The 12,149-nt window shown below is 65.3% G+C and carries 10 protein-coding genes; 8 read left to right on the forward strand and 2 right to left on the reverse strand.

Annotated elements, in window-relative coordinates:
- The first annotated feature begins 148 nt into the window (after positions 1 to 148).
- The gene (locus AC0L6G_RS15650; RefSeq protein WP_473252604.1) at positions 149 to 1,228 is read left to right on the forward strand and encodes a type I restriction endonuclease; all 1,080 of its coding nucleotides are present in this window, start codon (positions 149 to 151) and stop codon (positions 1,226 to 1,228) included.
- Positions 1,229 to 1,362: 134 nt separating this feature from the next.
- On the opposite strand, the gene uvrB is transcribed toward AC0L6G_RS15650, so the two are convergent.
- On the reverse strand, positions 1,363 to 3,591 hold the full coding sequence (uvrB, locus tag AC0L6G_RS15655) for an excinuclease ABC subunit UvrB (RefSeq protein ID WP_473253270.1): 2,229 nt from the start codon (positions 3,589 to 3,591) through the stop codon (positions 1,363 to 1,365).
- Between the two features lie 184 nt (positions 3,592 to 3,775).
- Positions 3,776 to 7,279 carry a class I SAM-dependent DNA methyltransferase gene (locus tag AC0L6G_RS15660; RefSeq protein ID WP_473252605.1) on the reverse strand — a complete coding sequence of 1,168 codons (3,504 nt, stop codon included), beginning with the start codon at positions 7,277 to 7,279 and terminating at the stop codon, positions 3,776 to 3,778.
- A gap of 156 nt (positions 7,280 to 7,435) precedes the next feature.
- Between AC0L6G_RS15660 and AC0L6G_RS15665 the strand changes: the two genes are divergently transcribed.
- The 7 genes from AC0L6G_RS15665 to AC0L6G_RS15695 all read left to right on the forward strand — a co-directional run bounded on the left by AC0L6G_RS15665 (position 7,436) and on the right by AC0L6G_RS15695 (position 12,093).
- Positions 7,436 to 7,771 (forward strand): PadR family transcriptional regulator, encoded by a 336-nt coding sequence (locus AC0L6G_RS15665; protein WP_293827407.1) that lies wholly within the window; start codon positions 7,436 to 7,438, stop codon positions 7,769 to 7,771.
- Between the two features lie 26 nt (positions 7,772 to 7,797).
- Positions 7,798 to 8,937: an HAAS signaling domain-containing protein gene (locus tag AC0L6G_RS15670; protein WP_293827409.1), complete on the forward strand. Its 1,140-nt coding sequence runs from the start codon at positions 7,798 to 7,800 to the stop codon at positions 8,935 to 8,937.
- 44 nt (positions 8,938 to 8,981) lie between these two features.
- Positions 8,982 to 9,683 (forward strand): hypothetical protein, encoded by a 702-nt coding sequence (locus AC0L6G_RS15675; protein WP_293827410.1) that lies wholly within the window; start codon positions 8,982 to 8,984, stop codon positions 9,681 to 9,683.
- Entirely contained in the window at positions 9,676 to 9,885 is a 210-nt protein-coding gene (locus AC0L6G_RS15680) for a helix-turn-helix transcriptional regulator (RefSeq protein ID WP_293827412.1), read from the forward strand. The genes AC0L6G_RS15675 and AC0L6G_RS15680 overlap by 8 nt, the downstream gene beginning before the upstream one ends.
- A gap of 10 nt (positions 9,886 to 9,895) precedes the next feature.
- Positions 9,896 to 11,068: a bifunctional transcriptional activator/DNA repair enzyme AdaA gene (locus AC0L6G_RS15685; protein WP_473252606.1), complete on the forward strand. Its 1,173-nt coding sequence runs from the start codon at positions 9,896 to 9,898 to the stop codon at positions 11,066 to 11,068.
- A complete protein-coding gene (locus AC0L6G_RS15690) occupies positions 11,052 to 11,588 on the forward strand; it encodes a methylated-DNA--[protein]-cysteine S-methyltransferase (RefSeq protein ID WP_473252607.1) in 537 nt (178 codons plus the stop codon). The genes AC0L6G_RS15685 and AC0L6G_RS15690 overlap by 17 nt, the downstream gene beginning before the upstream one ends.
- 106 nt (positions 11,589 to 11,694) lie before the next feature.
- Entirely contained in the window at positions 11,695 to 12,093 is a 399-nt protein-coding gene (locus tag AC0L6G_RS15695; RefSeq protein ID WP_291537236.1) for a host attachment family protein, read from the forward strand.
- Positions 12,094 to 12,149: the final 56 nt, after the last annotated feature.

The following is a 12,149-nucleotide window of genomic DNA, read 5'->3' on the forward strand; positions in this document are numbered from 1 at the left end:
CGGGAGAAGGTTGCTCCGCAGGAGGCGGATGAGGGGTCGCAAACTCGGGGCCGCCCGACGACACTTTGGCTCTCACTAAACTTTTGGACGTCCCTAGACTCGCTGTATGGTTGCGGATTAGCTGTCGGTGCCAAATGGGGGGGAAGCCTTGGACATCCAAACAAAACTCGTCGAACTTCAAAAGCGAACGATGGAGCATCGCGAAGTCTTATTGACTGAAGAGGCGGCGAAGACAGCATTGGTCATGCCCTTCATACAAGCTCTTGGGTACGACGTATTCAATCCGTCAGAAGTTATTCCAGAGTACACGGCGGATGTCGGCACAAAGAAGGGCGAAAAAGTAGATTATGCTATCTGTGACGGAGGTAAGGTTCGAATTCTTATAGAATGTAAGCCGAGCAATGTGGCCTTAAATGTCAATCACGCAAGCCAGTTGTTTCGGTATTTTTCAGTGACTGATGCCAGACTTGCCATTCTGACAAATGGTGTCGTCTATCAGTTCTATTCAGACGTCGAAGCGTCCAACAAGATGGATGACAAGCCGTTTTTCACATTTAGTATGGACGCGTTGAAGCCCACCGACGCGCGCACAGTCGAGAAGTTCACCAAAGCCTCGTTTGATATCGACAAAATCGTTCAGGAAGCGGGTCTTCTAAAGCTCCAGTCCCTGCTTCGTAAGGAACTCGAAAAGGAGATGGCCGAGCCGTCAGAGGAGTTCGTACGGATGATGGCGGCTCGCGTTCACGAGGGGCGCATCACGTCTCAAGTGCGCGAGAATTTCGGCAAGATGGTTGTTTCTACATTCTCGTCGATCATCCGCGACAAGGTCAACGACCGACTGTCCACCGCTCTTAATGCGACTGGGCCCTCGATGGTTGACGAGGAAGAGGCTTCGTCAAGCGACCCGGAAGTAATTGTCACAACTGAGGAAGAGTTGTCCGGTTTCCATATTGTCCAAGCTATCGCCTCGAAAATTGTGAAGCCTAGGCGTATCGCAATGCGCGATGCGCAGTCTTATTGCGCGATATTGCTAGATGACAACAATCGGAAAACCATCGCTCGCCTTCATTTCAATGGCGTGACCAAGAAATATGTCGGCACATTTGCTGAGAAGGGCGAAACGCGACATCTAATCGGGGATTTGACTGACATTTACCAACTGTCGAGCCTGATAGAGAGTCGTATCCAAGAGTTGGAAGGTTCCGAGAAGCGTCTGGTCGCTGAATAGCCATTACGAAGTGGCTCGCAGGCGCGGCGTGTTGGGATTACGGGGCGGCAAAGTGAAGCCAAGACCGCAACACCCCTCATCCGACCTCGCTTCGCTCGGCCACCTTCTCCCGCAAGGGGAGAAGGGAAAGTTGGCTACAGCCGCCCCTTCCTGAACCGCTCCTGCGCCTCCGCCGCCGCTTCCGCACGCCACCGCTTCGGCGCTGACCGGTCCACCTCTTCCCCCGCCCCGGTCAGGGCTTCGTTGGCGAACTCCAGGTCCATCAGCTTCATGCGCTTGATCTCGTCGCGCAGGCGGGCGGCTTCCTCGAATTCCAGGTTGGAGGCGGCCTCGCGCATGCGGCCTTCCAGGTCGCGCAGGGCGGCCTGGAAGTTGGAGCCGACGAAGGGTTTGGCGGTCTCGGCCACGCCCGGACGGGTCAGGCGGTCCAGTTCGCGGGACTCATAGGGGCTGTCGAGGATTTCCTTGATGTCGCGCTTGACGCTTTCGGGCGTGATGCCGTGTTCGAGGTTGTAGGCCATCTGCCGTTCTCGCCTACGGTCCGTCTCGGCGATGGCGCGCTCCATGCTGCCGGTCATGCGGTCGGCGTACAGGATGACGCGGCCGTCCACATTGCGGGCGGCGCGGCCGATGGTCTGGATCAGGCTGGTCTCGGAGCGCAGGAAGCCCTCCTTGTCCGCATCCAGGATGGCGACCAGGCCGCATTCGGGGATGTCCAGACCCTCGCGCAGCAGGTTGATGCCGATCAGGCAGTCGAAGGCGCCCAGCCGCAGGTCGCGCAGGATCTCGATCCGCTCCAGCGTGTCGACGTCGGAGTGCATGTAGCGGACGCGGACGCCCTGTTCATGCATATATTCGGTCAGGTCCTCGGCCATCTTCTTGGTCAGGGTCGTGACCAGGCTGCGATAGCCCTTGGCCGTCGTCGCCTTGACCTCGTCGATGACGTCGTCGACCTGGTTGCGGGTCTTGCCCGAGACGGGGCGGATGTCCACCGGCGGGTCGATCAGGCCGGTGGGGCGGATCACCTGCTCCACGAAGACGCCGCCGGCGCGCTCCATCTCCCAGGGGCCGGGGGTGGCCGAGACGTGCACCGTCTGGGGGCGCATGGCGTCCCATTCCTCGAACTTGAGGGGTCTGTTGTCGATGCAGGAGGGCAGGCGGAAGCCGTATTCCGCAAGCGTGGATTTGCGGCGGTAGTCGCCCCGGAACATGCCGTTGATCTGGCCGATGGTGACGTGGCTCTCGTCCACGAACAGCAGGGCGTTGTCGGGGATGTATTCGAAGAAGGTCGGCGGCGGCTCGCCCGGCGCGCGGCCGGTCAGCCACCGGGAATAGTTCTCGATGCCGGCGCAGGAGCCGGTGGCCTCCATCATCTCCAGGTCGAATCGGGTGCGTTGCTCCAGCCGCTGGGCCTCCAGCAGTTTCCCGTTCTCGACCATCCAGTCCAGCGTCTCCTTCAGTTCCGCCTTGATGCCCTGGGTCGCCTGGTTCAGCGTCGGGCGCGGGGTGACATAGTGGCTGGCCGCATAGACGGTGATCTCGTTCAGGTCGGCGGTCTTCTTGCCCGTCAGCGGATCGAACTCCTGGATCGCCTCCAGTTCGTCCCCGAACAGGCTGATGCGCCAGGCCCGGTCCTCAAGGTGGACGGGGAAGATTTCGATCACGTCCCCGCGCTTCCTGAACATCCCGCGTTCGAAATGCACGTCGTTGCGCTTGTACTGCAGCGCGATCAGATCGGCCCGCAGTTTCGCCTCGTCGATCTGGTCCCCGACCTTCAGCGTGAACGTCATCGCCGTATAGGTCTCGACCGACCCGATGCCGTAGATGCAGCTGACCGACGCCACAACAATGACGTCATCGCGTTCTAGTATAGCCCGCGTCGCAGAGTGCCGCATCCGGTCGATCTGCTCATTGATCGAAGAATCCTTTTCGATATAGGTGTCGGTCCGGGGGACGTAAGCTTCAGGCTGATAATAGTCGTAATAGCTGACGAAATATTCGACTGCGTTATCCGGGAAGAACGCCTTGAATTCGGAATAGAGCTGGGCCGCTAGAGTCTTGTTGGGCGCAAGGATGAGCGCCGGCCGCTGGGTCTGTTCGATCACCTTGGCCATGGTGAAGGTCTTGCCCGAGCCGGTGACGCCCAGCAGCACCTGGTCCCGGTCGCCCGCCTGGGCCTGAGCCACAAGTTCGGCGATGGCGGCGGGCTGGTCGCCGGCGGGGCTGTATTTGGTTTCCAGACGGAACTTGCCGCCCTTCTTGGCCCCCTCGCGCGAGGGGCGGTGCGGCGTCCAGTCGGCGGGCGCGGCCGGGGCCTCCTCCGGCGTCAGACGCGGGCCGGACACCGGCGCGAACATCGGCATTTTCCCTGTGTCGCGGATGAAGGCTGTCGCCGCCTCGCGAACGCCGGGGTCGGGCACGTGGACGGGCTTGGCGGTCTTGGCCGCGGCGGGCTTCGGCGTCGAAGAACGGTTCATGAACAGAACTTAGTGGGTGCGGGCGTCTCCCGCCATAGCGCCGCACGACCGCAAGGGTTGCTCCCGCCGGTCAGGCCGCGCGGCGCGCGGCATAGGTTCCGCCCGGCAGGGCGGTGATCCAGCCATAGCGGACCAGGGTGGACAGGGCTTGAACCACCCGCTGTTCGATCCGCTTGCCGCCGCCCTTGAAGGCGCGCGACACGGCGGCGGCGTCCATCGGACGGTGCGCCGCCTCCAGGACGGCGTGGATCGCCATGGCCTGTTCACCCTTGTCCTTGGGAAAGACCGGCAGGTTCTTGTCGATGGCGACCACCGTCTCGCCCAGGTCCAGTTGACCGGATTTGGCGGCGGCGCCCTTGGCGAAGCGTGGAATCTGATAGTCGGGGCGCAGCCAGCGCACATGGCCCGCCGCCTCTTCCGTCGCGCGTTCGGCGTTCAGGGCGACGAGGCGTTCCAGAATGATCTCATCTAGTTTTTTACCTTCGTCATTCTCAGATGACGAAAGTAGGGGGATCAGATCGTCCCAGCCATAGGCCTGCATCGTCGCCCGGTCGATCTGGTCGTGCAGATCCTTGAGGATCAGCACCCGGCCGCGATCCTTAACGTCCTTGTCATTCGCATCGAGCGGCGTCCCGGCACGGACCTTCTCCAGCACATTGTAGAGGCCGGTCAGGGTCAGGTCGGGATGCTCGGCCTGCACCGTCTTGCGCGTGGCGTCGAGTTCCTCGCCGAGGTCGCGGAGACGGGCGCGGAGGGCCTCAGACGGGTCGGGGAAGGGGAAGGGGTCGAAGCAAGAAGACTTAACGTAGACTGGGTCATTTCCGACACCAAGCCAACTCCCCTTATTCGTCGCCCAAGTTATGTGAATCCTAGATGAGAGGGTTGCCAGGGCATCACCGGAGTTCAAACCGATGCAGACGCATTTGTTATCGGAAAGGACCCCTTCGGCCTCAAAGGTGAACACACGGTTTCGCTGAGTTTCTACTGTCAGGATGTAACGGCCCGTTCCTTGAAGAAAATCGCGAAGATCCTGATGGGTACGGCCGAAGAGCCACCAGTGCTCTCGGCGGTAGGGCTCGTTATTTGCGTCGCGTTCCGGCTTCACACGCTCAAGAACCCACTGAAAGGCCGCGGGGAATTTGCGACGTGCCTCCGGGGCGGATAATCCCTGAAAGTCAATAACATAAAGGCCGCGAGACTTTGCCATCACGTCACGGCCATTCTGATAGGGTTTGACTACAGTAGCTAGGGCGGGATCGGCCAAATACCCCACACTGGCGAGGTCGCTACGGGGTACGAGAAACCCTAAGCCGTGTAATGCCACGCCGCGAGAACACAAGCCTTGCGTCGCCGTAAGCGGGACGGCTTTTGTCAGATCAACTCCCACCGTCAAATCAGAATTGATCTTCCCTGTTTGGGATGCAAACACCAGCTTCGGATCATCGGTGTCCAATCCCGCCTCGGCCACCACTTCGCGCAGTTCTCCTTCATGGACCCCGGCGCGCGCCGCCGTCATGGCGATCCGAACCGCCGCGCTGTCCTTGGTCGCCTTGGTCCACGGGTGATCGGGCACGGCGAAGATGATCGAGATCGGCGCCTTGGCGTTCAGATGCCGCTCCATCACGCGGCGCTGGAAGACCTGGCTGATCGAGTTGGTGGTGACGAAGCCGAAGCGGCGGAGCGTCGTCTTCTTGCGGGTCAGCAGCTCAGCCGCGTGATCCCACCAGTACATGACGAAGTCGGCGCTCTCATTCATTTGCGGATGGGCGCGCCAGAGGGCCTCGGCATAGCCGGGCGCCATGCGTGACCGAAGGTCCTTTCCGCCTATAAATGGCGGATTTCCAACGATAAATTCTGCACCCGGCCATTCCGGCCTGCGCGAATCGCTGTAAGATCGACGGATCGACGGATCGACGGATCGACGGATCGACGGATCGACGGATCGACGGATCGACGGATTCGGTCGCTCTGCGACCGAAGCAGCGACTTCATCCCATTCCAGAACCGCGTCCTTCTGCTCGATGTTGCCGAAGGCTTTCAGGATGGGTTCGGCCGGGTGTTCGGCGCGGTTGCGGTAGTGCTGTTGCAGATAGCCGATCCACAGCACCAGCTCGGCGATGGCGGCGGCGCGGACGTTCAGTTCGATGCCCAGGAACTGGTGCGGGTCGACGGTTTCGAAACCGATGCCTTCGGTTTCGCCCAGTTCGGCCAGGGCCTCCAGCACCTCGCCCTCCAGCCGCTTCATCAGCTCCAGCGAGACATAGAGGAAGTTGCCGGTGCCGCAGGCGGGGTCCAGCACGCGGGTGGTGCAGAGCTGGTGATGGAAGGCACGGACGGCGGCGACGGCCTCCTTATTTGCACTATCGCGCTCCGCGCTACTTGAGTGCGCGGCTTCGCCGCGCTCGCGTGCGTCCGCAGCCTTGATCTGGGCTGTGTTCCAGTCGTCGCGCAGCGGCTCCATCACCGTGACCTCGACGAGGCGTTCGACGTAGGAACGGGGGGTGTAGTGGGCGCCCAGTTTGCGGCGTTCGCCGGGCTCCAGCGCCTGTTCGACAAGCGTGCCGAAGATGGCGGGTTCGACATAGCGCCAGTCATGGGTGGAGGCGGCCAGCAGTTCGCCGATCTCCTCTCGCCCCATCGGAAAGGCCTTCGCGTCCTTGAACAGGCTGCCGTTGAAATGTTTCAGGTGCAGGCCGAACCCGGCGTAGAAGCGGTTGTCGTAGTCGGGCGCATCCATGCTGCGCCACAGAGCCTGAAGCATGGGGGCGAAGCTGTCGGGATGGTCGAGCTGGTCCTTCAGCAGGGCTGTGAAGCGGCCGCGCGGCAACAGGTCCACATCCTCGGCGAACATGGTGAAGATGCAGCGCATCAGGAAATGGGCGACCTCTTCCGGCGGGTGCTTCTTCTCCAGCCGTTTGGAGACCTCGGCGAGACGTTCGGCGATCTGGCGCGTGACGCGGGCGGATTCGCGCGTGGGGTCCAACGAAAGCGGCTCGGTCCAGATGGCCTTGAGCCGTTGGACGATCCTGTCGTCGCGCAGATCCTCCAGGCGGATGCGGAAGCCCTTGCGGTCGGGAAAGTGGGAGTAGGCGCGGCCGCTGCCCGAAAAGTCGGCGTAAATCTCCAGCACATAGCCGACGTCGCAGACGACGATGAAGGGCGGGGCTGGATGGTCGGCGGGCAGGCGGAAGACATAGTCCTCGGCCTGACGCCGGGCGTTGCGCATCAGCACGTCCCACTTGCCCTGGGACGCGGCGGTGGAAGCGGTTTCGTCAGCCTTGAACAGCGAAGCCTGGCCGTGGTCGCGGTGGTCGGCCCGCGACTGCTTGGCCTCCAGGATGAAACAGCCGCGCTTGTATAGGTCGATGCGCAGGGTCGAGGCGAGGCCTTCCGACTCGCGCCGCTTAACGCCTCGCTCGAACACATAGTCGTTGGCCCGGGTGTCGTCGCTGGCGGGGTCGGGGCGCGGCAGGCCTAAGGAGGCGCAGAGTTCGGTCAGGAACATCTGATAGTTGGCGCGCTCGGCGCCGCCGCGCGCCTGGCTCCACCGTTCGATGAACGCATCGACGTCCAAAGCCGTCCCCCCGAGTAAAGCGCCCACTTCGCCCTGATCGCGGAACGGTTGCAAGGCGGGGGCGAAGAAATCGTGAGCAGGGTTCTCTTGACTCCCACACACAGTATGTCCCATACACTGTGCGTCACACACTATGTGGCGCACGGAGGCTGACGCTTGAGCCAGAACGAAGAGGAATTGCTGTTCGACAGCCTGCGGCTGGAGTTGCGGCGGGGGTCGTTGATCTTGGCCGTGCTGGCCAGTCTGAGGCGCGAGCAATACGGCTATTCGCTGCGGGTGGCCCTGGGTGAGGCGGGCGTCGAGATGGAGGAGAGCACCCTCTATCCGCTGCTGCGCCGGCTTGAAGGCCAGGGGTTGCTGGACAGCGAGTGGCGCGAGGAGGATCGGCGAAAGAAGCGGTTCTACCGCTTGTCGGCGAAGGGCGAGGCGATGCTGACGCGGCTGGCGGCCGAGTGGCGCGGTCTGTCGAGATCGCTGGAGACGATGCTGTGAACAATGCGATGGAAGGAGGGGCCGGGATGGACCTGATGGAACGCTATCTGAACGCCGTGGCGGCGCAGCTGCCCAAGGACGTTCGCGAAGACATCGTCGCCGAGCTGCGCGACGAGATCATGGGGCGGCTGGAGGCGCTGGAGGCGCGTCTGGGCCGGCCGGCGACCGACGACGAGGTCGAGACCCTGCTGCGCGAAGTGGGCCATCCGCTGAGCGTCGCCGCCCGATATCGGCCGGGGCCGCAGGCGCTGATCGGACCGGCGCTTTATCCCTGGTGGCTGTTCGGGGCCAAGGTCGGCCTGGTCGTCATGGCCGCCGTCACCCTGGTCGGACTGGCGGTGCGGGTGCTGGTCGGCGACGTCTATCCGGGCCAGGCCATAGGCCAGGCCATCGCCAGCCTGTTCAGCGGCGCCGTGACCGTGGTCGGCCTGCTGACCCTCGCCGGCTTCATCTTGGAGCGGCAGGAGAAGAAGCCGGACTTCATCGCCAAATGGCGGGTCAAGGACCTGGGCGTGTTCGAATTGGCCAGCGACTTCGACGCCGAACGCTGGGGCCGGAAGATCGCGCAGGAGGACTGGTTCGGCCGGGGCCGCGCGCGCCCGTCGAAATCGGGGCGCGAGGTGCGCAAGGGCGCGCAGATGTCGCCCGTCGCCCGCGCCGTGGCCAGCGCCATCGGCTGGACCGTGGTGCTGCTGTGGTGGACCGGCCTGTTGCAGGCCTGGCCCCTGCGGCCCGAGGAACTGGCCGGGGTGGTGGATGGCGTCGATTACGGCCGCATCCTGGGTCGGATGGTCGCCGCCGCCTACTGGCCCGTCACCCTGTTCGCCGTGTGCCGCATCGGTTTCGACCTGATGCGCGCAGCCTCGGGCGGTTCTGTGCGGTTGACGGCCCTGGGGGACATCCTGTTCGGCCTGGCCGCCGCTTGGGGCGTGCTTTGGGTCTGGTTCTGGTCGGCCCTGTCGCCGGTCGTCTGGGTCGGCACGGCCACGGCGTTCTTCGAACGGGTGCGCCTGCTGTTCGAACGCGACGGCGACCATGCCGGCGGCGTGGCGACCATATTGATGGTGGTCGTGGTCTGGGCCTTCGCGGTGGAGGTGGCGCGCATCGTGCGGGCGGTCGCGCGGCTGATCGTCGGGGGCGAGGCTAAACCGCTTGACGGGGTGTAACCTATAGGTGATATGTAACCTCAGGGTGACTTCAGGAGGTTGCAATGATCGAAGACGAAACGCACATGGTCCAGCGCGCGAAGGCGGAGCGGAGCCGATGCTGGCTCGGCGGCCTGGCCCTGGCGGCCGTCGGCGCCGCCGGACTGATCGGCGGGTCGGGGTTCGCCGTCCTGACCGGGGCGGAGGGCGACCGGGCCACGGTCGCCGGTGTGGCGGCGGGCATGGGCCTGGCCTTCATGCTGCTGGGCGGGCTGATGGCCTGGTGGGGGCGGCCCGGTCGGCCCGTCGACGTCGCCGCCAGTCGCGACGGCTCCCGCCGCGAAAAGCTTCAACGCGAGCGGACGCGACAGCTGGTGCTGTTCCCGCTGGTGCTGCTGATGTTCATGGCCCAGGCGCAGGGCGGAATGCAGCGGGTGTTGGGCGGGGATCATAATGTCGGGGCCTATGTGCAGATCCTGCTGCCGGTCCTCTACGGCTGGCTGATCCCGGTCCTGGTCATGGGGTGGGACCTGCACGCGCGGCGCAACCGCCGCCTGCTGGAGGACGAACTGACCCAGGTCATGCGGGCGAAGTCGATGATCCTGGCCTTCGTGGTGCTGATGGGGGGCGTGACTGCCGCCCTGGGCCTGGGGCTGTGGCGCGCCGACTATGGGGTGATGGCGCTGCCCTATGTGCTGGCCCTGGGCGGAGCCTCGGCGGGCCTGCGCTTCGCCTGGCTGGACCGGGAGGCCGGCCGCGATGGGTGATCCCCGACTGGGCTCGCGTCTGAAGGAGGTCCGCACCGCCGCCGGCCTGACGCAGCAGGGATTGGCCGACAAGGCCGGGGTGTCGCGCAAGACGATCAACACGGTCGAGAACGGCGTCTTCATTCCATCGACCCTGCTGGCCCTGGACCTGGCGCGGGCGCTGGAGACGACGGTGGAGGCGCTGTTCTTCCTGAAGGACTGAGACGCAATCCATGTCCGAAAACCGCGAGACATCGCGGGGCGGGCCGGGCATCCTCGGCCGCATGGATACGGTTTTGGATCAGGACGCCTGCTGGCGGGCGGTGACGGCCAGGGACGCCCGGTTCGACGGGCGTTTCTTCACCGGCGTCGTCTCGACCGGCGTCTACTGCCGCCCGGTCTGCCCGGCGCGCACGCCCAAGCGGGAGAATGTGGTCTTTCACCGCACGGCGGCGGCGGCAGAGGCGGCGGGTCTCAGGGCGTGTCTGCGCTGCCGGCCCGAGACGGCGCCCGATTTCGCCGGCTGGCGGGGCGAGGCGCCGCGCGGGGGCGCCTGGCGGGGCACCGCCAACACCGTCAGCCGCGCCCTGGCCCTGATCGAGGCGGGGGCGCTGGACACGGCGGACACCGAGGCGCTGGCCGCGCGCCTGGGCCTGGGGGAACGCCAGTTGCGCCGCCTGTTCCGCCAGCATCTGGGCGCCGCCCCCGTCAGCGTGGCCCAGACCCGGCGCGTGCTGCTGGCCAAGCAGTTGATCCACGAGACCGATCTGGCGATGGCCGATGTCGCCCTGGCGGCGGGGTTCGGCAGCGTGCGGCGCTTCAACGAGACCTTCCTGGCCCTGTACGGCCGCCCGCCGTCGGACCTGCGTCGACGCAGGGGCGAGGCCGAGGCGGGCGGGACGATCCGGCTGGGGCTGGCCTATCGTCCGCCCTACGACTGGCCGGCGATGATGCAAGCCCTGGCCGCGCGAGACGTGGACGATGAAAAGGTCGTCGACGGCGTCTGGACCCGGCGTCTGCGCGCCGGGATCGACGGGACGGAGGGGGCGGTCGCGGTTCGGTCCGGCGGACCCGGCCGCGCGGCGGTCGAGGTGCGGATCGGCGTGTTGAAGGCCCTGCCCGGCGTCCTGGCCCGCGTGCGGCGGGTGTTCGACCTGGCCGCCGACCCGGAGGCCATCGCCCGCGACCTGTCGGCCGATCCGGCCCTGAGGGCGGCCCTGGCGGCCTGGCCCGGTCTGAGACCGCCCGGCGACTGGATCGACAGCCATGAGACGGCTCCCAGCGACCGTCTGCCCTCAGGCGATGCGACGACGACGGCGCGGGCCGAGCGGTGGCGCCCCTGGCGGGCCTATGGCGCGCTTTACTGGACCAGGACGAAGGAACAGTACGATGACCAGGCCGCCTGAGGCCCCGCCGATGCGGCTGACGCTGGACCGGATCGGCTCGCCGGTGGGGGAGGTGCTGATCGCCACCGACGCGGACGGCGTGGTGCGGGCGCTGGACTTTCACGATTATGAGGCGCGTCTGCGCCGGCTGCTGATCCGCCACTACGGCGCGGTCGATATGACGGAGGGGCGGGCGCCCGAAGCGGTGCGCGACGCCCTGGCGGCCTGGTTCGCGGGCGATCTGGGCGCATTGGATGGCCTGCCTGTGAAGACCGGCGGCACGCCGTTTCAGCGCGCGGTGTGGAAGGCCCTGCGCGATATTCCGGCGGGCGAGACCCGCACCTATGGCCAGTTGGCGACGGCGATCGGCGCGCCCCGGGCCGTGAGGGCGGTGGGTCTGGCCAACGGGGCCAATCCCGTGGGCGTGATCGTGCCCTGCCACCGGGTGATCGGCGCAAACGGGACGCTGACAGGCTATGCCGGCGGGCTGGAGCGCAAGCGCTGGCTGCTGGCGCACGAGGCGGCCGGTCGGCGGCTCTGACGCTCGGGGCGCGGTTCGTCGCGCGACATCGTGGAGGGGGCTGCGCCAGGCAACGGCCTGGGCCTCGGTTCGTTACCCTGAGCCGAAAGAGACTGGAGAACCGACGATGAAACTTTCCAATGGCGCGCTGGTGGCGGTGGTGGACGGCGAGAAGCTGGCCCTGTTCAAGAACACGAACGCCTCCGACATCGCCCTGATCCCGCTGGAGACTCCGCCCGTCGCCGACCGCGTTTCCGGCTCGGCGGGCCGCCGGTCGAACGAGGCCAATCCCGACAACGACACCCAGGCCGAGGACGGCTTCGCCATGGGCGTCGCCGAGGTGCTGAACAAATGGTCGGTCACGAACAAGATCGAAGAACTGCTGGTCATCGCCGCGCCCAAGACCCTGGGGGAGCTGCGCAAACACTGGCACAAGGATCTGCAGGGCAAGCTGGTCGGAGAGATCGCCAAGGACCTGACCGGCCATTCCAGCGACCAGATCGCCGCCGCCATCGACAAGGCCTGATTGCGGGCGTTGGTCAGCCAGGGAGCGCCGTCGGCGCTCCCTTTTTTTCGGCCTGG

The organism is Brevundimonas sp. D3-1P (genome assembly GCF_055809335.1).

Bases quoted from the DNA above. Each gene is read 5' to 3' on its own strand.
- AC0L6G_RS15685 (WP_473252606.1), top strand. From the start codon at position 9,896: ATGTCCGAAAACCGCGAGACATCGCGGGGCGGGCCGGGCATCCTCGGC.
- AC0L6G_RS15670 (WP_293827409.1), top strand. From the start codon at position 7,798: ATGGACCTGATGGAACGCTATCTGAACGCCGTGGCGGCGCAGCTGCCC.
- AC0L6G_RS15690 (WP_473252607.1), top strand. From the start codon at position 11,052: ATGACCAGGCCGCCTGAGGCCCCGCCGATGCGGCTGACGCTGGACCGG.
- uvrB (WP_473253270.1), bottom strand. From the start codon at position 3,591: ATGCCGATGTTCGCGCCGGTGTCCGGCCCGCGTCTGACGCCGGAGGAG.
- AC0L6G_RS15695 (WP_291537236.1), top strand. From the start codon at position 11,695: ATGAAACTTTCCAATGGCGCGCTGGTGGCGGTGGTGGACGGCGAGAAG.
- AC0L6G_RS15675 (WP_293827410.1), top strand. From the start codon at position 8,982: ATGATCGAAGACGAAACGCACATGGTCCAGCGCGCGAAGGCGGAGCGG.
- AC0L6G_RS15680 (WP_293827412.1), top strand. From the start codon at position 9,676: ATGGGTGATCCCCGACTGGGCTCGCGTCTGAAGGAGGTCCGCACCGCC.